The organism is Lentzea chajnantorensis (assembly GCF_054300775.1).
On the sequence record NZ_JBSDZT010000002.1, the window covers coordinates 4432078 to 4452182 of the forward strand.

At 72.0% G+C, this 20105-nt stretch carries 20 protein-coding genes and 1 pseudogene; 8 read left to right on the forward strand and 13 right to left on the reverse strand.

What is annotated here, in order from left to right; translation table 11 throughout:
* Positions 1-12: 12 nt before the first annotated feature.
* The gene (locus ACVDFE_RS22330) at positions 13-915 is read right to left on the reverse strand and encodes a sensor histidine kinase (RefSeq protein ID WP_360389740.1); all 903 of its coding nucleotides are present in this window, start codon (positions 913-915) and stop codon (positions 13-15) included.
* A complete protein-coding gene (locus ACVDFE_RS22335; protein ID WP_360389737.1) occupies positions 912-1769 on the reverse strand; it encodes an MEDS domain-containing protein in 858 nt (285 codons plus the stop codon). Before ACVDFE_RS22335 ends, ACVDFE_RS22330 begins: the two co-directional genes overlap by 4 nt.
* 123 nt (positions 1770-1892) lie before the next feature.
* Here ACVDFE_RS22335 and ACVDFE_RS22340 point away from each other — a divergent pair, with 123 nt between their 5' ends.
* Positions 1893-2261, forward strand: a complete 369-nt coding sequence (locus tag ACVDFE_RS22340; RefSeq protein WP_360389734.1) for an STAS domain-containing protein — start codon at positions 1893-1895, stop codon at positions 2259-2261.
* Between the two features lie 62 nt (positions 2262-2323).
* Here the strand turns inward: ACVDFE_RS22340 and ACVDFE_RS22345 are convergent, their stop codons facing one another.
* Positions 2324-2728 carry a PRC-barrel domain containing protein gene (locus ACVDFE_RS22345; protein ID WP_360389731.1) on the reverse strand — a complete coding sequence of 135 codons (405 nt, stop codon included), beginning with the start codon at positions 2726-2728 and terminating at the stop codon, positions 2324-2326.
* Positions 2729-2786: 58 nt separating this feature from the next.
* On the opposite strand from ACVDFE_RS22345, the gene ACVDFE_RS22350 reads away from it, so the two are divergent.
* From ACVDFE_RS22350 to ACVDFE_RS22360, 3 genes are all read left to right on the forward strand, one after another.
* Complete coding sequence (locus tag ACVDFE_RS22350) at positions 2787-3032, forward strand: DUF2630 family protein (RefSeq protein ID WP_458431709.1); 246 nt, start codon at positions 2787-2789, stop codon at positions 3030-3032.
* Positions 3033-3149: 117 nt separating this feature from the next.
* Entirely contained in the window at positions 3150-5840 is a 2691-nt protein-coding gene (locus tag ACVDFE_RS22355; RefSeq protein ID WP_458431710.1) for an ATP-binding protein, read from the forward strand.
* A 44-nt stretch (positions 5841-5884) separates the two neighbouring features.
* On the forward strand, positions 5885-6319 hold the full coding sequence (locus tag ACVDFE_RS22360) for a hypothetical protein (RefSeq protein WP_458431711.1): 435 nt from the start codon (positions 5885-5887) through the stop codon (positions 6317-6319).
* Between the two features lie 364 nt (positions 6320-6683).
* Here the strand turns inward: ACVDFE_RS22360 and ACVDFE_RS22365 are convergent, their stop codons facing one another.
* Positions 6684-7166 carry a GtrA family protein gene (locus ACVDFE_RS22365; protein WP_458431712.1) on the reverse strand — a complete coding sequence of 161 codons (483 nt, stop codon included), beginning with the start codon at positions 7164-7166 and terminating at the stop codon, positions 6684-6686.
* A 686-nt stretch (positions 7167-7852) separates the two neighbouring features.
* Here ACVDFE_RS22365 and ACVDFE_RS22370 point away from each other — a divergent pair.
* Positions 7853-8533: a PucR family transcriptional regulator gene (locus ACVDFE_RS22370; protein ID WP_458431713.1), complete on the forward strand. Its 681-nt coding sequence runs from the start codon at positions 7853-7855 to the stop codon at positions 8531-8533.
* 6 nt (positions 8534-8539) lie between these two features.
* Here ACVDFE_RS22370 and ACVDFE_RS22375 read toward each other — a convergent pair whose 3' ends face one another.
* The 7 genes and pseudogenes from ACVDFE_RS22375 to ACVDFE_RS22405 all read right to left on the reverse strand — a co-directional run bounded on the left by ACVDFE_RS22375 (position 8540) and on the right by ACVDFE_RS22405 (position 13516).
* Complete coding sequence (locus ACVDFE_RS22375; protein ID WP_063798670.1) at positions 8540-8707, reverse strand: MbtH family protein; 168 nt, start codon at positions 8705-8707, stop codon at positions 8540-8542.
* Positions 8708-8721: 14 nt separating this feature from the next.
* Complete coding sequence (locus tag ACVDFE_RS22380; protein ID WP_458431714.1) at positions 8722-9129, reverse strand: thioesterase II family protein; 408 nt, start codon at positions 9127-9129, stop codon at positions 8722-8724.
* Positions 9130-9151: 22 nt separating this feature from the next.
* A pseudogene (locus ACVDFE_RS22385) lies at positions 9152-9448 on the reverse strand (thioesterase II family protein); the annotation flags it as partial.
* Positions 9445-10659 (reverse strand): cytochrome P450, encoded by a 1215-nt coding sequence (locus ACVDFE_RS22390; protein WP_360389711.1) that lies wholly within the window; start codon positions 10657-10659, stop codon positions 9445-9447. The pseudogene ACVDFE_RS22385 and the gene ACVDFE_RS22390, both read right to left, overlap by 4 nt.
* Entirely contained in the window at positions 10656-12398 is a 1743-nt protein-coding gene (locus ACVDFE_RS22395) for a non-ribosomal peptide synthetase (protein WP_360389708.1), read from the reverse strand. The genes ACVDFE_RS22390 and ACVDFE_RS22395 overlap by 4 nt, the downstream gene beginning before the upstream one ends.
* Positions 12399-12548: 150 nt before the next feature.
* On the reverse strand, positions 12549-12857 hold the full coding sequence (locus ACVDFE_RS22400) for an AzlD domain-containing protein (protein WP_360389705.1): 309 nt from the start codon (positions 12855-12857) through the stop codon (positions 12549-12551).
* Entirely contained in the window at positions 12854-13516 is a 663-nt protein-coding gene (locus tag ACVDFE_RS22405; protein WP_360389702.1) for an AzlC family ABC transporter permease, read from the reverse strand. The genes ACVDFE_RS22400 and ACVDFE_RS22405 overlap by 4 nt, the downstream gene beginning before the upstream one ends.
* A 41-nt stretch (positions 13517-13557) precedes the next feature.
* Between ACVDFE_RS22405 and ACVDFE_RS22410 the strand changes: the two genes are divergently transcribed.
* Complete coding sequence (locus ACVDFE_RS22410; protein ID WP_458431715.1) at positions 13558-14109, forward strand: CGNR zinc finger domain-containing protein; 552 nt, start codon at positions 13558-13560, stop codon at positions 14107-14109.
* Here ACVDFE_RS22410 and ACVDFE_RS22415 read toward each other — a convergent pair.
* Positions 14081-15571 (reverse strand): PIN-like domain-containing protein, encoded by a 1491-nt coding sequence (locus tag ACVDFE_RS22415; RefSeq protein ID WP_458431716.1) that lies wholly within the window; start codon positions 15569-15571, stop codon positions 14081-14083. The two genes, ACVDFE_RS22410 and ACVDFE_RS22415, sit on opposite strands and share 29 nt — an antisense overlap.
* An 82-nt stretch (positions 15572-15653) precedes the next feature.
* On the opposite strand from ACVDFE_RS22415, the gene ACVDFE_RS22420 reads away from it, so the two are divergent.
* Positions 15654-17120 (forward strand): ABC transporter substrate-binding protein/permease, encoded by a 1467-nt coding sequence (locus ACVDFE_RS22420; RefSeq protein WP_458431717.1) that lies wholly within the window; start codon positions 15654-15656, stop codon positions 17118-17120.
* Positions 17117-17884 (forward strand): amino acid ABC transporter ATP-binding protein, encoded by a 768-nt coding sequence (locus ACVDFE_RS22425; RefSeq protein WP_458431718.1) that lies wholly within the window; start codon positions 17117-17119, stop codon positions 17882-17884. Before ACVDFE_RS22420 ends, ACVDFE_RS22425 begins: the two co-directional genes overlap by 4 nt.
* A gap of 31 nt (positions 17885-17915) precedes the next feature.
* Here the strand turns inward: ACVDFE_RS22425 and ACVDFE_RS22430 are convergent, their stop codons facing one another.
* The gene (locus ACVDFE_RS22430) at positions 17916-20060 is read right to left on the reverse strand and encodes a hypothetical protein (RefSeq protein ID WP_458431719.1); all 2145 of its coding nucleotides are present in this window, start codon (positions 20058-20060) and stop codon (positions 17916-17918) included.
* Between the last annotated feature and the right edge of the window lie 45 nt (positions 20061-20105).

Sequence of the window (20105 nt, forward strand, 5' to 3'; positions counted from 1 at the left end):
GGCGCTCCGGGCTCAGGCGCCCACGCTCACCCGCACCGTGAACCCGTCGTCACCGCGTCCCATCGACACGTAGTTGCACGTCCGATGCAGGATCCACAGCCCCAGGCCCGCCGTCTGCGTGGCCTCCGTCGGCATCAGCCCCACGAGCGGGTCGGACGGCCCCGTACCGTGGTCGGTCGTCGCGACCACCACCCGTGCCGCGTCCGCCCACAGCCGGAACCGGACCGGGCCGACGCCGTGGGTCAGTCCGTTCGTGATGATCTCGCTGGCCGCGTAGACCGCGTCGTGCGCGCTGTCCTCGTCGAGCCGGACGCCGGCGATGGCCGCGAGGACGGCACCGCGCACGGCGGACGGGGTCGGGTCGACGAGCTCGACCAGCGGCGGCGCCTGTTCGAGGACGTCGGGGCGTGGTGCGCTCAGCGGAGCGCCGTAGTGCGGGTTCGGCGTGCCCTGGCCTGCGACGTTGGGGTGGGTGCTGGCGACGTCGGCCAGCACGTAGTCCGGGGTGGTCCTGGTGTCGTAGGGGCACAGGCCGTGGAGCGGGAACTCGGCGTAGGCCCGGTTGACGGCGGCCTCGTAGCGGGCCCACCAGTCCCAGGGGGCGCCGACGCCGGGGTGGGGGACGTCGCCGACCACGTGGATGCCGGTGGCACCGGCGGACACGAGCTTCGCGCAGATCTCGCGGTAGCTCGCTATCGCGTCCGCGGGACGGGCGTACTGGTCGGCGGCGGGGAGGTAGGTCACGGCGTCGTCGCGGCCCAGTGCTCCGCGCAGCAGGGCCGTGTTGTCCTCCGCGCAGGCGACGAAGGTCGGGTGGCCCGCCCGCAGCCCGTCCTCCACGAACGGCACGGCGAGCGCCAGGAAGGTGTCTTCCGAGTCGTAGAGCGCGCACTCGTGGAAGAACCCCGCCGTCATCGGACGCACTCCACGTCTTCCAGCCCGAGGATGGACACCAGGCGTGCGAGGGCGGACTTCTCCGAGCGCAGCACGAGCGTCGCGGCGTGGGAGCGCGCGCAGTCGTGCAGGGCCAGCAGGCCGTGGTGGTCGATGAAGCGCAGGCCGGTCGCGTCGACGCGGAGCTCGCTGCGGTCCACCGGCGGTTCCGCGCGCAGCAGGGCCAGCGGCAGCAGCTCGCGGCTCGCGCGGTCGATCTCGCCGACGAGGGCCAGGCCGTCGGCGGTGGCGTGCAGGCGGAACGGGGCGCCGCGGGCGTTGCTGACCGGGTGCATCGACGCGAGCTGCTCGACGGTGCCGTCGGCGAGCTCCGGGCGGTGGTAGGCGCACATCGCGGAGAACGGCGAGCCGGTCATGTACCGGTCGATGAGGTGCTCGTAGCGGCAGAACGCGTCGAGCGAGGCCGGTGAGCTCACCAGCGCGGTGGCGTCCGCGGCCACCCGCAGGCCGGTGAAGCCGTCGGCCAGTGCGGCGCTGGTGGCCTCCGCATAGGCGGCGACCTGGTCGTTCGGTGACACCGTGGCACCGGAGCGGTACCGCGACTCGAGCGGGATCACCTCGGCGGAACCGTCGCGCAGCGCGGCGGCCAGGACGGGGGACGACGCGAGGTGCCCGGCCAGCTCGCGGGCGTCGCCGCGGGCCACGTAGCAGGCGCGCTGGCCCCTGACGAGGCCGTCCACGAGGAACTCGGCCGCCCGTGCGCGGAAGTCGGTGAAGTCGTCGAACGACCAGCAGAGGTGGTCGCTCGTGCTCATCCCGACGACGACGTCGGTAACACCGGACGTGCGCATGGCGCCTGATCCTACGCGCAGCACGATCCTCCACCCTGGCGATCCTCCGGCCGGTCCGTGCGTGACGGCGCGCGCGGACCGGTCCTGCGCTACCGTCGTGAACCGGGTCCAGCAGACAGGCCGCGCTGCCCATCTGGAGGTTGCCACGTGCACACCGACGACCAAGCCCCCTGCAGCATCACGAGCGAGAGCGTGGGAGCCGCGGTCGTCGTGCACGTCGCGGGCGAGGTCGACCAGGTCACCGCCGACGACCTCTCCGACCGGCTGGGCGAGGTGGTGCGGCCGTCCGCGCCGGTGGTGCTCGACCTGACGGGGCTGCACTTCCTCGGGGCGTGCGGGATCAGGGTGCTGCTGGAACAGCACGAGCGGTGCGTGCGCGACGGCGGCTCGTTCGCCGTGGTCGCGACCAGTGCCGTGGTGCTGCGGCCGTTGCGGGTGCTGGAGCTGGAGGACGTGCTGAACGTGCGGCCCTCCGTGCCGGAGGCGTTGCGCCGCCAGGAAGTCCCGCTGGCCTGACAACGTCCACCGAGGAGGGTGCGGTGCCAGGCCCGGCGTGCGCGATGCCGCGGCGATGAGTCCTACAACATGGGCGGCATCAGCCGGTAGGACTCGGAGTAGTACTCGCCGCTGCGCCTGCGGTGGTCCTCGGGGTCGGCGTCCGCGTCGTACTCCGGCGCGTCCTTGATCTGCTGCCTGGTGCGGTCGACCCACACCTTGCGCTCGTCGTGGTCGACGCGCCGGACCGTGCCGACGGGCAGCACGACCTTGTGCCCGAAGATCCACGGCCCGGTGTCGACGAGCAGGCAGTCGCCGGGCACCTCCGCGTTGTCGTCGTGGACCTTGCCGATGCTGCCGTCGGTCGCCTCGACCTCGTAGCCGATCAGGCCGGTGTCCGGGCGGTGGGCCAGGTCGGTCGCGTCGTCGTCCTGCCCGAACCAGGACTGGTCGCGCCACACGAACGGGACGAACGGAATCGGTTGCATGTGGACCCTCCATCTCGTTGACGGGCTTCGGGTACCCGTTCGTGCTTAGGTGGTGAACATGACCGATGAGAACGTGCTGGGCCGCATCGACGAGCTGGTCGAGGAAGAGCACCGGCTGCGGGAGGCGCTGGCGGCCGGCGAGATCTCCTCCGAGGAGGAGCACGCCCGGCTGCGCGCGCTGGAGGAGTCGCTCGACCAGTGCTGGGACCTGCTGCGCCGGCGCCGGACCGCGCGGTCGGCCGGTGGTGACCCCGACGACGTGCGGGCGCGGTCGGTGGGCGAGGTCGAGGGCTACCTGCAGTAGTCCCCGCGCTCACGGTGCGCGGTCGAGGACCGCCGCACCATCGCGACCTGCTCGACGCGGGACCCGGGGTGCGGCGCGCCCCACGCGGCGCGCGGGGAGATCACTAGGCTCGGGAGCGTGCCGGACCGCCCCAGACCAGAGCAGGTGCAGACGCTCGACGAGCTGATCGCCGCGTTGCGCCTGTTGAAGGTGTGGGCGGGCAACCCGTCGCTGCGGCAGGTCGAGAAGCTGTCCGGGCTGGCGCGCAGCACACTCGCGGACGCGTTGAGCCCCAAACGGAGGACAGCGCCCGCCGTCGACGTCTTCCGCGGCCTGCTCAGGGCGTTCGGCGTCACGGACACCGAGGGCTGGCTGGCCGCGTGGCGCCGGGTGCAGACCGGACCGGCACCGCAACCGGTGGCCCGGGCCGTGGTGCCGCGGCAGCTGCCCGCGGTGGTGCCGGGGTTCACCGGGCGCGCCAAGGCGTTGAAGGAGCTGTCGGCGCTGCTGGAGGACGGCAGCCGGCTCGCGGTCGTGTGCGGCATCCCCGGCGTGGGCAAGACGGCGCTGGCCGTGCAGTGGGCGCACCAGGTGGCGAACCGCTTCCCGGACGGCCAGGTGCACCTGGACCTGCGCGGGTACTCGTCCGGGCCGCCGGTGACGCCGGACCAGGCGCTGGCGCTCGCGATCCGCGCGTTCGGCGTGCCCGGTGAGGACATCCCGTTGCAGCAGGACGCGATGGTCGGCATGTACCGGTCCATCACGTCCGACAAGCGCGCTCTGCTCGTCGTGGACAACGCGCCGAGCGCCGCGCACGTGCGTCCGCTGGTGCCGGGCGGGTCCGGGTGCATGACGCTCGTGACGAGCAGGGACCGGATGGCCGGGCTCGTGGCGCGGGAGGGCGCGCACCGGCTGGAGCTGGGCGTGCTCACACCCGAGGAGGCGCCGGCGGTCGTGATCGGCGTGCTGGGCCCGGAACGGGTGCTGCGCGAGGAGGACGCGGTCGAGGAGCTGGTCCGGTTGTGCGGGCACCTGCCGCTCGCGTTGCGGATCGCGGCGGCGAACCTGGCCGACCGTCCACACCAGACGATCGCGGACCACGTCGCCGAGCTGCTGGCCGGTGACCGGCTCGGCGCGTTCGAGATCGAGGGCGACACGGACGCGGCGGTGCGCACGGCGTTCGGGCACTCGTACGCGGCGCTGGACCCGCTCGCCAGGACGTTGTTCCGCCGCGCGGGCTTCGTGCCCGGTCCTGAGCTGTCCACGCGGGCGTGCTCGGTGCTGCTCGACCGGTCGGAGGCGGAGACGGCGCCCGTGCTGCGTGCGCTCGTCGGCGCGCACCTGGTGGAGGCCAGGACGGCGGACCGGTACGGGTTGCACGACCTGCTGCGGTTGTACGGCCGTGACCGGTGCGCCGCCGAGGAGACCGCGGCCGCCACCGCGGCGGCGGTCGAGCGGTTCTACGCGCACCTGCTGGACGCGTCGGTCGCGGCCGCCCGCGCGGTGCGGCCGGACTTCCTGGTGCTGTCCGACGTGGAGCCGCGGCAGGCGTTCGCGACGGCGGCCGACGCGCTGCGCTGGTTCGACGCCGAACGCGCCACGCTCGTGACCGCCGTCGAGAAGGCCGTCGAGCTCGGGCAGGCGCCGATGGCGTGGCTGCTCACCGACGCGCTGCGCGGCTGCTACTGGTTGCGCCGGCACACCGCGGAGTGGTTGGCCGTGGCACGGGCCGGGTTCGCCGCCGCCGACCGGCTCGGCGACGCGCGGGCGACCGCGGCGATGCAGCTGTCGCTCGGCACCGCCCAGTGGAGCGCGGGCGAGCTGCGCGTGGCCGCGGAGCACTTCGAGCGGGCCGTCGCGGCGAGCCGGGTGGCGGGCGACCGGTACCGCGAGCTCAGCACGCTCGGCAACCTCGGCGGCGTGCACTCCGAGCTGGGCGCGCTCACCGAGGCGGCCGACTGCTACACCCGCGAGCTGGCCTTCTACACCGAGATCGGCGACTCGGCCCGGCGGGCCCGCGCGCTGGGCAACCTGGGCCTCGCCCAGCTGCGCCTGGGCGCGCTCGCCGACGCGGCCGCCCACCTGCGCGCGGCCGTGGAGCTGCGCGAGTCGATCGGCGAGACCCGGTCGGCGGCGAACTCGCTGGGAGCGCTCGGCATCGTGCACCGGTACCTCGGCGAGACCGGCCAGGCCGTGGTCCACCTGTGCCGTGCCCGGCAGCTCAACCACGACCACCAGGACCGCGTCGGCGAGGCGGCGGCCCTGGACGACCTGGCTCGCGTGCACCGCGACGCCGGCCGTCCCGAGGAGGCCCTGCGGTGCGCGGAACAGGCGCTCTCGCTGGCGTCGGGCCGGGTGGAGATCGACGCGCGGATCACCGTCGCCGCCGTCCGCGGCCGCCGCGACGACCTGCTGCGCGCGTCCCGGCAGGCGGCGGCCGCCGGGTACGGCCACGGCATGGCGGACGCACTCGTCGAGCTGGCCTGGCTGGAGCTCGCGGCCGGTGACCGCCCGGCCGCCGCGACCGCCGCCGCGCAGGCCCGCGACCACGCCGCCGCGACCGGCCAGCGGATCCTGGAGGGGCTGGCGCTGACCGCGGTGTGCGCGGCGGAGGGGTCGGTCGAGGCGGGCGGGGCCGCCGTGGCGGTGTTGGAGGGCACCGGGTACCGGCTGGGCCTGGCGCGAGCACTGCTGCACCTGGGACTCGCATCGGCCGACGGCGTGGCCGCGTGGCAGCGCGCGTTGGACATCTTCGAGTCCGTCGGCAGCGACGAAGCCGCACGCGTGCGATCACTGCTCGGTGTCCGGGATCGTCCGAACGGCTTGTGAGCGCGGCACGGCGCTTGGTAGATCAACACGCACAAGGGGGAACCATGAAGAAGCTGAGTGTGTCCGTGGCCGCCGCGGTGGTGGCCGGACTGTGCTCCACAGCGCCCGCGCAGGCCGGTTGCGATCCCGTGCACGACCCGGGAACCGGCTGTTCGGCCACGTTCCAGATCGACCTGTACCACGTCCTGCCCGGCGCCAGCGCCGTGGCGAAGGGCACGTTCATCGACAAGACGCCGCACGTCAAGGCGCCGTCGTACATCGAGGACACTGCGGACGACGGCATGGCCGCCCACCTGTGGGTCCGGTACTTCAAGATCGTTCCGGGTGGCACGCAGGAGGTGGTGAAGTCGATCGCGAGCGCGTCGGGGATGGGCACCTCCACCACCGTCGAGTGGCTCTCGGCCGACCAGATGCACCGGTTCTGGTTGCGGGTCTGCGTCGGCGAGGGCGAGACCGGCTGCACGCCCTGGTACCTGTGACGGTTGTCCGGATCCGTCCGGTGTCGTCCGCGGCCCTTCCGGGGTGAGGGCGCGCCGGGCGAGGATCGGGGAGCACGACCTGGTGCCGGTCGCCGCTGGGGGTGGCGACCGGCGCCTCGACGGGCGACCGGCGCTTCGACCGGTGCGGTTCGCCGCCCGTGGCATCGCGCCCAAGCCTCTGCCGGCATCTGCGAGTACCACCAACTCAAGGTCAACAGGCACTTTTCCACTACCAACAGCGCCCCCGGTCACCTGCGGGCCCGCAGTCTGGTTCGCGGGACGGCGAACAGGTTGGTGGTGGTCAGCGGCGATTTGATCAAGGGTTGGTGGTACTTGCAGATGCCATGGCAGCAAGGGGGAGAGGTTAGCGGGGGCGGAAGATGAGCCACCGCATGGCGCTGTACATGAACGCTGCTTCGCAGATCCCGGCGACGATTCGGGAGAGGTGGTACTGGACGCCGAGAGCGGTCAGCGCGGTGCCGGCGCCGAGGATGAACGCCAGGTAGTTGACGAGGACCGCCACCGCGTAGAGACCGGCCTGCGGGCCGACCGGGGCGTGCGAGCGGAAGTTCAGCGCTCGGTTGAGCACGAAGCTCAGGCCGAACGCGATGACGTAGGCGACGGTGAACGCCACCGGTACCGGCCAGCCCAGGCCGGAGCGGAACAGGGTGAGCAGCAGCAGGTCGACGCCGAACGTGCAGCCGTTGATGAGCGCGAACCCGAGGAGGCTGGGCGGGACGAGCCGGGACAGGCCGAACGGCAGGTGGCGGACCACCGCGGCCGTCCAGGCGTGGAACCGCTGTCCCGGGTCGGTGCGCTGGTCGTTCAGGGTGTGCCCGCCGGTCATGGCACGACGGTGCCACGACCGGGAGCGCGGAGACCGGCGAAACGCCGGTGTGTTCAGCCGGTGTTCGGGCGATCTTCACGTGACCGATCGCGTGAGAGCGATCCCAGGTCCATTGTCGATGATGAGAACGCGGCTGTGTCGGCCCAACCGCGGTCGAGTTCGACGGCACACCGCAGGCGAACATCGCGCGCTGTCAAGGACCTCGGTCCGTCCGCGCCCGTTCTTCCTTGCGCTCCAACGATCCTGACCAGCACCGACAGTAGTCCGACCGAACAGCGGCCGGGGTCCGCGGCGCCCCACCCGCTATCCGCAGTGGACCCGGATGTGCATGATGGGAACCATGGTTGAGCTGCTCGAAGGAGGTACGCCTGTCCTGACGACAGGACAACGGCTGCGCGACGTGCAGCGCGCGATGTTCGACTGCCTGGCGGAGCGGGGCATCGACGGTCTGCTGGCCCTCTTCACCGGGGCGACCGGCGAACCCTGTGCCCTCATCAGGCTTCCCGACCAGGTGATCGCGGCTTCGCCACCGGGGTTCCGGTGGCCACCCGACGACGCGGACGGCGCACAACTGCTGCCCATCAACGCCGACGTGCCGCACGCGTTGTTCGCCACCGGCCGCACGTCGTTCGCCGACGACCTCGCGGGCCACGTCGCCGGACTGGTCCGGCTCGAGCTTCGCCCGCGTGCAGGCGCTGCGGGCCGGCCGGCGCGAGCTGACCGGGCAGGTGATCGAGGACCTGGTGCGGTCCGCCATCTCCTCCAGCGAGGCGGCGCGCAGGCTCACCGCGGCGGGTGTCGACCCGGCCGCGACGCACAGCGTGCTGCTGGTGACCGACGCACCGGTCGAGCTCGACGACCTCACCGACGTCGTGGTCGCCCGCGTCGGACCGTACGAAGCCGTTGTGCTGGAAGGGAACCGGTCACCGCACGAGCTCACCCGGCTGCTGGCCAAGAGCGCCACGTCGGTCGGTGTCGGCGGGCCCTACCGCGGTGTGCACGGGCTGCGCTGGGCGTTCCTGGAGGCGCAGGAGGCCGTCAGCAGGGGACCGGGCGTGCACGAGGGTCGGGTGATCGACATGCCGCGCCTGCTCATGTCGAACCCCGACCTCCCCGTGCGCGAGGTGGCCCGCAAGGTGCTCCAGCCGCTGCTCGCGTTCGACGCCGACCACGGCGGGCAGCTGATGCGGACCCTGGAGGTGTTCCTCACCACCGGCGGCTCACCGCAGCTGGCCGCCAAGGAGTTGTTCGTGCACCGCAACACCGTGCGCTACCGGCTGGAGCAGATCGAGCGCGTCACGGGCCTCTCCCTCAGCTCGGTCGAGGCCCGTGTCAACCTCTGGCTCGCGATGCGCGCTGTCACCTGACGGGCGTCACCGGCGGCTCAGCGGCCGCATGTCGGTCCACAGCTCGTCGATGCGCGCGAGGCACTCGGCCCGCGTGCCCGGCTCACCGACCACGCGCCACCCGGCGGGCGGCTGGGCGGTGGCAGGCCACACCGAGTACTGCTCCTCGGCGTTCACCACAACGGTCGTGTCCATTGCGCAATCCCTTCTCAGACCAAGACACCCAGCTCGTCCGACACCGCCGTCAGCACGTCGCGCCACCCGTCGTCGGAGAACAGGTGCGCGCCCTGGACCTGCCGCAGCAGGAACGGACCCGTCGTGCCGACGGCCCACTGCGCCATGTCCTCGGCGCTGACCATCGGGTCCCGCCGGCCGTGGAACGCCGTCAGCGGGCACGTGAGCGGCTCGCCGTCGCGGTCCAGGTAGCCGTCCGCGATGCGCAGGTCGGCGCGGACCAACGGGAGCAGCATCTCCATCAGGTCCTCGTCGGCCATGACCTCCTCCGCGAGCCCGAGGTCGGCGAGCGTCGCCCGCAGCGCCGGCTCGTCCAGCGTGCCCAGCACCGGCATCGGCACGTCCGGCAGCGGCGGGTTGCAGCTCGCCGCGAACACGTGCACCGGCTCCGTCCCGAGCTTCGCGCCGCATCCGCCGCGCCAGCTCGAACGCGAGCACCGCGCCCATGCTGTGCCCGAAGAACGCGAACGGCCGGTCCGCGACCGCCTTCACCGGTTCGGTCAGCGCGTCCACGAGCAGGTCGAGTGACGTGAAGGGCTCCTCACGCCACCGTTCCGCGCGGCCGGGGAGCCGGGCCGCCAGCACCTCGACCCCCGGCGGCACCGACCGTTCCCAGCCGCGGAACACCGACGCCGACCCGCCCGCGTACGGGAAGCAGATCAGCCGGACCGCGCCGTCTCCTGGTTCCGGGAACCAGGTCACGACGCCCAGACCTCGAGCGGGAGGTGCCGGATGCCGAGGGCGAAGTTGGAGTGCAGCTTCTCGACCTCGCCGGCGAGCCGGAACCGCAGGCCCCGCTTGACCATCTCGCCCAGCAGCAGCTCCATCTCCAGCCTGGCCACCACGGCGCCGATGCAGTGGTGCCGGCCGAGACCGAACGTGAGGTGCTTGTTGGGGTTGCGGGTGATGTCGAAGACGTCGCCGTCGGGGAAGACGTCCTCGTCGCGGTTGGCCGAGGAGTTCCACAGCGTGACCGCGTCGCCCTCCTTGACCTCCTGGCCGCGGATCACGATGTCCCGTGTGATGTGCCGCTGCACGTACGTGTTCGTCGCGGTCCAGCGGAACAGCTCCTCCATCGCCGTCGGCAGCAGCTCCGGGTGCGCGAGCAGCTGCTCGTAGGCGTCGGGGTGCTCCAGGAACGTCATGACGCTGTACGACGAGGTGTGCGCGGTGGTCTCGTTGCCGCCGACCGCGACGTTCATGCAGTTGTAGAGGATCTCCGACTCGCTCATCGGCTCGCCGTTGACCTCCGCCTGCGTGAGCAGGCTGATGAGGTCCTCGCCCGGGTTCTCCCTGCGTTCCTCGATCAGGTCGTAGAAGAACTCGAAGATGTCGACCTGCGCGCGGATCAGCGTCTGCGCGGCGGTCGCGTCACCGCGGTACTCGCTGTCGCGGAACCCGATCATCGTGCGGGTCAGGCGCTGCAGCATGGACGCCTTGTCCAGCGGCAGCTCCATCGTGCCCAGCAGCACGCCGGTGGGCAGCGCCAGCGAGATCTCGGTGGCCCAGTCGCCACCGCCGTCCGCGACCATCTTGTCCAGCGCGGCGTTGACCGTCGCCGTGACGCCCTCGCGGGCCTTGTCCATCTTCAACGGGTTGAAGCCCGCGTTGTGCACGGACCGGCGCAGGTGCTGGTGGCGCGGCGGGTCGGTGGCGATCAGCATCTGCCCGCTTGCCGTGTCGGTCTGGCTGCGGTACGAGCCGCCGAGCATGGTGCCCTTGGACGAGCTGTAGACCTCGGTGTTCAGGTAGGCCTCTGCCACGTCGTCGTACTTCGTCAGCGCCCAGAAACCGCCGTCGGCCGTCGGGTTCCAGTAGACGGGTGCGTTGTGCCGCAACCACTTGTACGCCTCGATCGGGTCACCGTCGGCGAACAGCTCGGTGCCGCCGAGGTCGATCTGGGTCGTCGTCACTTGGCCTCCTCGATCACGCGGGCCAGGCCGCGCAGGGTGCTGTGCTCGAACAGGACGCCGGCGTCGACCTTGATGCCGTACTCGCGCGAGATGGCGCTGCGTGCGCGGAACGCGAGCAGCGAGTGGCCGCCCAGGTCGAAGAAGTCGTCCTCCGCACCCACGTCCTCGATGTTGAGCAGGCGTTCCCACAACGCGACCAGCCACCGCTCGGTGTCGGTCTCCGGCTCGACGCGGCGTGCGAGGCGTTGCACGGCCTTGCCGCGCAGCTCGGCCAGTGCGTCCCGGTCGCGCTTGCCGTTCGACGTCAGCGGCATCTGCTGGATCACCGTGAACGACGCCGGGACCATGTGCGGCGGGAGCTTGGCGGTGACGAACTCCTTGAGCTCCACCGTGGACAGGTCGTCGCTGGCCGGGACCACGAACGCGGCCAGCCTGCGGTCGCCGTCGAACTCCTCGACCAGCACGGCGGCCTGCCGCACCTGCGGGTGCGCGAAGATCCCCTGCTCCACCTCGGCCGGCTCGACCCGGTGGCCGCGGATCTTGTGCTGCCCGTCGAGGCGGCCCAGGAACTCCAGCTGCCCCTGCTCGTTCTCCCTGACCCGGTCGCCGGTCGTGTAGACGCGGGTGCCGGCGGCGCCGAACGGGTTGGGCACGAACCGCTCCGCGGTCAGCCGCGGCGGCCCGAAGTAGCCCCTGGCCACGCCGACGCCGCCGACGAGCAGCTCGCCCGCCTCACCGCGCTGGACCGGCTGCCTGTTCTCGTCGACCACGTAGGTCTCGTAGCCGTCGATCGCGGTGCCGATCGGGATGGAACCGGTGTCGTCGGGGACCTCGGTGATCCGGAACGCCGTCGCCGCCGTCGTGATCTCGCTGGGCCCGTAGAGGTTGTAGAAGTCGCCCTTGAACTTGCCGCCCAGGATCGCCCGGCAGGTCGCGGGCAGGATCACGTCGCCGCCGCTGCACAGGTGCTTGAGCGAGGCGAACGTGTTGCGGTCGACCCGGCAGACCTCGTTCAGCACGGTCGCCGGCACCAGCATCATGGACACCTTGCGGCGCTTGAGCTCCCGCTGCAGGTCCGTGGGCAGCAGCGAGCCCATCCGCGGCAGCACGACGACCTCGGCGCCGACCGCGAGCGCGGACCACACCTCCAGCGTGATGCCGTCGAAGGACACGCTGGAGATCTGCCCGACCTTGTCGTCCTGGGTGAGCTTGGGCAGGCTGGGGTTGACCGCGAGCGCCGCGATGTTGCGGTGCTCGAACACGATCCCCTTCGGCTCGCCCGTCGACCCGGACGTGTACAGCACGCACGCCGCGTCCTCGGGGATGAGCCGGGTGCCGGTCGGTTCCGCGTCGCCGGTCCGGTCGATGCTCCACTCGACGGCCTCGACGCCGTCGGGGAGCCGGGTGCCGGACTGGGTGATGACGAGCTTCACGCCGCCGTCGCGCAGCATGACGTCCCGCCGCTGCGCCGGGTAGTTGGAGTCGATCGACAGGTACGCGCCGCCCGCCTTCGCGACCGCCAGCATGGCGACCACGACCAGCGCGCCCCTGTCGAGCAGGATGCCGACGTTGTCGCCGACCTGGACCCCTTTGCCGGCCAACACGTCCGCCAGCAGGTCCGAGCGCGCGTCCAGTTCGGCGTAGGTGAGGGTGGTGTCGTCGTCGCTCACCGCGGGCCGGTCGCCGTGGCGGGCGCGGCTGGCCGCGAAGAGCTCGGGGAGAGTGAGGGTGGAGTCCATCGCATCCTTCCAAGCCTGTTCGTCCAAACAGGACAGCTGGTGGTGCTGGTCCTACCCTCTCGACGCTATTGGGGCCCGTGGCGGCGGGCCATGGGCGTTCGCACAACGATCGACCCTGGTTTCTGTGCGTTCACCCGGTTTCCCGCACGGTCAGACGAGCGCCCTCGTCACCGCCGTCGCCGCGACCGCGACCAGCACGACGACCAGCAGCGGTGCCTTGAGCAGCAGGGCGACCAGCGCGGCACCCAGTCCCGCGGCCCGTTCGTCGAGCTGGAAGTGCTGCCCGCTCGTGAACACCTGCACGGCGATCAGCGCCGACAGCACGACCGGTGACACGAGTGCCAGCACCCGTTTCGCCTTGTCCGAGGGCGTCCAGTTGCCCAGTGCGACCGGCCCGGCCGCCTTGATCACGACGGTGATCACACCCAGGACGACCACGACCCACCACACCGCGCTCATTTGACGAGTCCCATCAGGCAGACGAGGCTGGCGACCGCGATCGGCACGCCGGCCGGGGTGAACGGAACGAGCACCAGGGCCACCGCGACCGCCGTGAGCGCGGCGACGCGCGTGCGCGGTGAGTCGAGCTGGTTCCACAGCAGTGCGAAGAAGATCGCGGGACTGACCATGTCGAGCCCCCAGGCCTCGACGCTGACGTCCTTGAACGCGACGACCCCGATCGCCGTGCCCGCGAGCCACACGACGAAGACCGTCGCACCGGCCTGCAGCAGCAACCGCGCGTCGTGCCCGCCGTCGGGCGTCCGGCTCAGCGCCCACGTCTCGTCGCCGAGGAGCTGCGCCTGCGCGGCCCGCGAGTACCAGGGGCCCCGGTAGGCCGTGGACGCCGTGACGCCCATCGGCAGGTACCGCAGGTTGAGCAGGACACCCGCGAGGATGGCGCTGAGCGCCCCACCTCCCGCCGCGAGCACCGCCGCGCTCCCGACCTGCGCCGCACCGCCGAACGTCGTCGCCGACATGACCAGCGCGGACTCGATGCCGAACCCGGCCGTCGTCGCCACGGCGCCGAAGGAGATCCCGAACAGGAACGCGGCCGTGGCCACCGGCGCGATGGCCTGCAGTCTGATCGTCCGCGCGCTCGTGTAATTAGCATCAGCCATAATGACTACTTACGCTAGGATGGCCGGGGAAAGGGGTCAAGATGCGCTTCGGTGATTACGCGGATCCGGTGGTGACGCTGGCCGAGGACGTCGTGAACTCCTACCGCCACAGCGTCGGTGTGGACGACCTCTCACCTGCTGTTTTGACTTCTCTCGCGCGTGCTCGCGGGTGGACCGGCGCTGACGCTTCTCCTGCGGACGTTGTGGCTGTCCGGTCGCTGCGGTCGCCGCTGCGGGCGGTGTTCGAGGCGCACTCGGTGGCCGCGGCGAACGAGCTGGTGGCGTCGTCGGGGCTGGTGCCGGAGCTGGTGGAGCACGACGGGCTGTCGTGGCACCTGCACCTGACGGGGGCCGTGGCGTTGCCGGCCTGGGTTGCCGGGCAGGCGGCGTTCGCGTTGCTGGCCGTGGTCGAGCAGGGCGGGGTGTCGCGGTTGCACCGGTGTGCGGGGCCGGACTGCCACGCGGTGTTCGTGGACCTGTCGCGGAACCAGTCGCGGGTGTTCTGCAGTCCGGCGGTGTGCGGGAACCGGGTGCACGTGAAGGCGCACCGGGCCCGGAAGGCCGTCAGCCCGCGTAGTCGGGGTTCGGCCTGAGCTCGAGCTGCACGAACACCAGGTCGCAGCCTTCCTCGGCGGCCGTCGACCGGTAGCGCTCCTCGTCGGAAGGGGCGGCGAGCTGGACGATCGCGACGAGGGGGCGGTCGAGCACCTGGTCGCGGTACCGGGTGGCCTTCGAGAGCAGGTCGTCGAACTGCGGTTCGGCACCCCAGCTGAACGCCCGCTTGCTCACGCCGTTGGTCACGATGCCGTAGCCGTGCCCGGGCTTCACCGTGCCGGACCTGAACCGCCAGTCCGGTCCGCAGGCGGCAGCCAAGACCTCCTCGGCGGTCTGGTAGCGCAGGGGGACGAGGTCCGCGTACTGGCCGAGCCCGTGCAGGGCTTGCAGCCGCTTGCGAAACATGACGTCCCGGAGCCAGATCTCCGCCGCCTGCGGGGTCAGGTGGGAGTCGAGCAGGCCGCCGATCTCCGGGTCCCGCAGCCACCCGTGCATCAACGGGAACTCAGGGGCCACGAACGGATGGGCGTCGTTCTCCCGCGCCACCTCGCGGTAGACGCGTGCCACGACCTCCCGTTCCGCGTGGGGCGGCAGAGAGCTGGCCGGGGCGTTCTCGACCCGTTCGATGTCGTCGGCCGACCGCGGGTTCACCTGCACGTCGGTCAGCGCCGCCGCTCTGCGGATCAGCTCGGACGGCGTGATCATGAACAGCCTGCGGTCCGCCACCGCGCGCAGCTCGGCCATGAGCTCCAGCCGCGGACCGCGCAGCTGGCCCTTGGCGCGCCGCCACCAGTCCTCCTTGACGTCGCTCGTCACGAGCAGCACGTCGCAGGACCGCCCCTCCGCCTCGATCAGCACCTGCTTCCAGACGAGGTAGTCGCCGGCCCGCTCGTCCTCGTCCGCCTTGTCCTTGTCGAGGTAGCCCGGCGGTTCCTGGGCGGCGATGCGGCGGTTGGCCTCGACCACCGCCGCGGCGTGCTCCTCCGGTGGCAGCGCGGGACCGATCCGGCCAGCGAGGATCGAGCCCAGCGCCTCGACGACCACGTCGCTGTTGGTGTCGTGCGAATGCGCGTCGGCGGCGCTCTGCCGGCTGATCGTCGAGTGCACGGTCGCGAACGCGCCGGCCAGTTCCTTCAGCAGGCCGGCCCGGTCGCCCTCGGGCAGCGAGACCCGGTTGCTCCACAGCCGCACGGCCTCCTCGGCGTCCTTGTGCGCCTTCTCCAGCTTCGTCAGCGACTCCCGCGGCACCTGGCCGAGCTGGTCGATCACCGACTCGCGGTTGCGCCAGAACTCCCGCTGCACCTGGTGCGGTACCCACAGGCTGTCGCCCAGCGACTGCATCACCTTGATCAGGTCGCTGCGCGTCGTGCTGTTGAACCGGTAGAGGTTGAGCAGGACGTTGGCGTCGAACACCACCAGGCCGCCGGTCAGCGTCCGCCGGTAGTCGTCGGACGTCGGCGTCCGGTAGTCCTCGAAACCGTTGAAGATCCCACCCGTCACGGCCGGGAAGCGTACCGAGACGGAGCTTCCCGCATAGTGGATCAACGAGCGGGCTCACCCGATTGGCCTCTACGCTCCGTGCATGCGACACGTGCTCAAGGGCGCGGTGCTGTTCCTCCTGCTGGTGGCGACCGGGGCCGCGCCGGCGAGCGCGAGCCAGGAGCAGACCGTGGTCCGCGTCGGTACCGAGGGGACGTATCCGCCGTTCTCCTTCCACGACCCGGGCTCGCAGGAGCTCACCGGCTACGACATCGAGGTCGTCGAGGCGGTCGCGGCGAAGGCCGGGTGGCGGGTCGAGTTCGTGGAGACGCAGTGGGACGCGATCTTCCCCGCGCTCGACGCCGGCCGCATCGACGTCATCGCCAACCAGGTGTCGCGCAACGCCGAGCGGGACGCCAGGTACGGGTTGTCCGACACCTACACGTACTCGCGCGGGGTGGTCGTGCGCCGCAAGGGCGACGACCGGATCAAGTCGCTCGCGGACGTCAAGGGCAGGACGACCGCGCAGTCGAGCACCAGCAACTGGGCGAAGGTCGCCAAGGACGCCGGGGCGAACGTCGAGGCCGTCGAGGGGTTCGCGCAGGCCGCCGCGCTGCTCGTGCAGGGGCGGGTCGACGCGATCGTCAACGACAACATCGCGGTGCTCGACTACCTGGCGTCGACCGGGTCCAGTGACATCGAGATCGCCGGCGACGCCGGGGACGCGGGCAGCGAGCAGGTGCTCGCCTTCCGCAAGGCCGACGAGCAGCTCAGGGCGCAGGCGAACCAGGCGGTCCAGGCGTTGAAGGCCGACGGCACGCTCGGCACGATCTCGCAGAAGTACTTCAGGGCCAACGTGTCCGTGCCCGACGGCGGCGAGGCCGACCTCAGCCAGAACCGCGGGCCGCGCAGCACCTGGGAGGTCGTCCGGAGCACGGCGTGGCCGATGTTCGTGGGGCTGGTGAAGGTCACGGTGCCGTTGACGGCGCTGAGCTTCGCGATCGGCCTCGCGCTCGCCCTGCTCGTCGCGCTCGCCCGGATCTCCGGCTACCGGGTGCTGAGCGGGCTGGCGCGGGCGTTCATCTCGGTCATCCGCGGGACGCCGTTGCTGCTGCAGCTGTTCATCGTGTTCTACGGGCTGCCGCAGGTGGGGCTGAAGTTCCCGCCGTTCACCGCGGCGGTGATCGCGTTCAGCCTGAACGTCGCCGGCTACGCGGCCGAGGTGATCAGGTCGGCGATCCTGGCGGTGCCCAAGGGGCAGTTCGAGGCGGCGCAGACGATCGGGCTGGACTACCCGCAGACGTTGCGGCGCATCGTCCTGCCGCAGGCGGCGCGGACCGCGGTGCCGCCGCTGTCGAACACGTTGCTGTCGCTGCTGAAGGACACGTCGCTGGGGTCCGTGGTGCTGTTGACGGAGCTGTTCCGCGAGTCGCAGCTGGCCGCGGCGGAGAGCAACGAGTTCCTGGTGCTGTACTCGTTCGCCGGCCTCTACTACTGGGTGGTGTGCGTGGCCCTGTCCGGTGCCCAGAAACGTCTCGAAACCCGACTGAGCAGGTACGTGATCGCATGACCGAGCCCCGCATCCGAGTGCACGGCCTGGAGAAGTCCTTCGGCGACAACCAGGTGCTGCGCGGCGTCGACCTCACCGCGGAGCAGGGCACCGCGACCGTGCTCATCGGACCGTCCGGCTCCGGCAAGACGACGGTCCTGCGTTCGCTCAACGCGCTGGAGACCCCGGAACGCGGCGTCGTCGGCATCGACGACGTGGAGGTCGACTTCGCCGCCCTGCCCGCGGGTAAGGCCGGCCGTGCGCAGAAGGAGCGGCTGCGCGCGCAGAGCGGCATGGTGTTCCAGTCGCACAACCTGTTCCCGCACCGCACGGTCCTCGAGAACATCATCGAGGGGCCCGTCGTCGCGCAGCGCCGCCCGCGCGAGGAGGCCGTGGCCGACGCTCGCCGGCTCCTGGACCAGGTCGGCCTCGCTGACCGCGCGGACGCCTACCCGTCCCAGCTCTCCGGTGGTCAGCAGCAACGCGTCGGCATCGCGCGGGCCCTGGCGCTCAAGCCGCGGGTCGTGCTGTTCGACGAACCGACCTCGGCACTGGACCCCGAGCTGGTGGGGGAGGTGCTCGCGGTCATCAAGGACCTGGCCGCGCAGGGCTGGACGCTGGTGGTCGTCACGCACGAGATCCGGTTCGCCGAGCACGTCGCGGACCAGGTGCTGTTCCTCGACGGCGGGCTGATCGTGGAGCACGGGCCCAGCGCGCAGGTCATCGGCGACCCGCGGGAGGAGCGGACGCGGCGGTTCCTCAAACGGGTCCTCGACCCGGGCTGACGTCCAACCGGCACGGCGGCGCCGGCGGACCTCAGCGCCTGATCCCGGACAGCACGCTCGCCACCATCGCCATCACCACCGCGCTGATGATCGCCGCCACCCCGCCGACCACCGGTTTCGGCATCGGCTGCACGTCCGCGACCGGCTCCGGCGCGGCCGGGACCGGCTCGGCGGGCGCCGGCTGGGCCACCGGCGGCTGGGGCGCGGGTGGCTGGACCGCAGGCGGCTGGACCACCGGCGCCGGCACGGGCTCGGACAGGGAGGCGACCCGCACGTCCGCCGAGGCGCTGATCGCCGTCCCGGTGGCGGCGCTGGACACGAGCAGCCGGGTGTTCAGCGGTGCGGCGGCGACGCAGGTGTAGGTGAGGCGTTCGCCGGGGGCGAGGACGGGGATGTTCCGGCGACAGGACACCGGTTCGCCGGTGACGCGCACGTCGGTGATGGGCATCGCCGACGGGTTGCCGACGGTCACGGTGATCGTCACCAGTTCGCCCTCGCGTGCGCTGTCGGTGGACCAGACGGCGGTGATGGTCAGCCTCGGGTAGACCACGGTGTACTTCGCCGACGCCTCGGTGCGGACCGTGCCGCCCAGCTGGTCCGCGGCCGTCACGGTCACCACCGCGCTGCCGCTCTCCTCGCCCGCGACGACCGTGCACTCCACGGTGGACGAAGCGCCGGGGTCGAGCCGCGGGACCGTGCCGCAGTCCGCGGAGGCCCGTGCCGAGACGCTGGACAGCACCGCGTCACCGGTGTTGGTGACGACGGTCGTGAGCGTCAGCTGCCCACCGGGCAACACCGTCGAGGGTGATGCCGTGGCCGACGCCTTCAGCGCCGGGTGCAGCACGTCCACCGGTGTCGTGGCGCGGGCGGTCAGCGGGTCGCCGGCGAGCGACCGGCCGGACACGTCGGTGACCGCGGTGAAGTCGTCCTGCCCGGCCTGCGACACGCAGGTCCGCGACACCGAGGCGTGCGGTGCCAGCTCTCCCGCGTCCTGACCGCACACCACGACCGCCGCGGCGGGCGCGTCACCGGCGTTGGTCACCACGGCGGTCCGGCTGACCTCGCCGCCGGGGTACGCGGCCAGCGCGCCGGGGGTGACGGTCACGGTCAGGACCGGCAGCGGGAACGACCACGCCAGGCTCTGCACCAGGAACGCGTCCTCGTCGCGGGCGAGGGTCAGCTCGGCGGTGCGCGCACCCGGTGGGAGCTGCTCGCTCGACACGGACAGGGTGCGCGCGTCGACGCTCATGTTGTTCAGCGCGGCCGGTGCCACCGCGCCGTCCGCCGCCGAGACGAAGAAGTTGTCGCGGTCGCCCAGCGCGGAGCCGTTGATCAGCAGGCGGTCGCCGCCGGTGCCCCAGTCGCCCTCGTAGCCGACGACGCCGAACCGGGTCACGCCGCCGGCCGCGCGGGTGGGGGAGACCTGGGTGCGGATGGTGTTCACGGCGGTGGTGAGGCGGACGTGACCGCCGTGCACCACGACCCGGCGCTGCGCCGGAGCCGCGGGGACAGCGGTGGCGAAGCGCCACACGACCGTCACCGACCAGCCGCCGAAGCAGTCGGGGCCCTGCGGTGTCCAGATGTTGCCGGCGGTGATCTCGGCGCTGCCGTGGACGGCGGCGAAGCGGGCCGTCACGTCGGCCTCCGCGCTGTAGAACCGGTTGTCGGTGTGCCCGATCGAGCCGGGGTCGTCGACCACCGCGGTGAACCGGTCGACCACGCCCGAGGTCCCGTTCACCACCAGGGTGACCGGCTGGGTGCGCGGGTCACCGGGCGGCGCCTCGCCGTTCAGGCAGCGGGCGTTGCCCGCCCAGCCGAGCTTGGCGTAGGCGACCTCGGCGCCGTCCGGGATCGTCACGCGGGCACGCGAGGAGTTGAACGTGGCCGGGTCGGCGTCGACGTCGGCCCACACCATCCGGTGGTTGTTGTTGAGGGCGCCGCGGCCCTGGCCGACCCGGCGCTGCGCGTCCACGCAGGCCTGCGGCGGGTACCTGGGGTGCGGCCCCGCCTGCTCGGGCGTCGGGCACGTCACCACCGCGTTGCCGACGACCGCCATGTCGCCGTAGACCGCCGCGTCGAACTGCGTGTGCCAGGTCTCCGCCGCTCTGGAGGGCGGCGCCGGCGTGAACAGGGCGAGGAACACCCCGATTGCGGACAGGACGACGACAACGCGCACGCGACCACTCCTCACCGGACGGGCGCGGGCCAGGATGGCACATCC

Excerpts from the sequence above, each read along its gene's own strand:
- ACVDFE_RS22410 (WP_458431715.1), top strand. The coding sequence starts at position 13,558 with ATGCGCTTCGGTGATTACGCGGATCCGGTGGTGACGCTGGCCGAGGAC.
- ACVDFE_RS22400 (WP_360389705.1), bottom strand. The coding sequence starts at position 12,857 with ATGAGCGCGGTGTGGTGGGTCGTGGTCGTCCTGGGTGTGATCACCGTC.
- ACVDFE_RS22375 (WP_063798670.1), bottom strand. The coding sequence starts at position 8,707 with ATGGACACGACCGTTGTGGTGAACGCCGAGGAGCAGTACTCGGTGTGG.
- ACVDFE_RS22405 (WP_360389702.1), bottom strand. The coding sequence starts at position 13,516 with ATGGCTGATGCTAATTACACGAGCGCGCGGACGATCAGACTGCAGGCC.
- ACVDFE_RS22350 (WP_458431709.1), top strand. The coding sequence starts at position 2,787 with ATGACCGATGAGAACGTGCTGGGCCGCATCGACGAGCTGGTCGAGGAA.
- ACVDFE_RS22365 (WP_458431712.1), bottom strand. The coding sequence starts at position 7,166 with ATGACCGGCGGGCACACCCTGAACGACCAGCGCACCGACCCGGGACAG.
- ACVDFE_RS22395 (WP_360389708.1), bottom strand. The coding sequence starts at position 12,398 with ATGGACTCCACCCTCACTCTCCCCGAGCTCTTCGCGGCCAGCCGCGCC.
- ACVDFE_RS22420 (WP_458431717.1), top strand. The coding sequence starts at position 15,654 with ATGCGACACGTGCTCAAGGGCGCGGTGCTGTTCCTCCTGCTGGTGGCG.
- ACVDFE_RS22330 (WP_360389740.1), bottom strand. The coding sequence starts at position 915 with ATGACGGCGGGGTTCTTCCACGAGTGCGCGCTCTACGACTCGGAAGAC.
- ACVDFE_RS22345 (WP_360389731.1), bottom strand. The coding sequence starts at position 2,728 with ATGCAACCGATTCCGTTCGTCCCGTTCGTGTGGCGCGACCAGTCCTGG.
- ACVDFE_RS22360 (WP_458431711.1), top strand. The coding sequence starts at position 5,885 with ATGAAGAAGCTGAGTGTGTCCGTGGCCGCCGCGGTGGTGGCCGGACTG.
- ACVDFE_RS22425 (WP_458431718.1), top strand. The coding sequence starts at position 17,117 with ATGACCGAGCCCCGCATCCGAGTGCACGGCCTGGAGAAGTCCTTCGGC.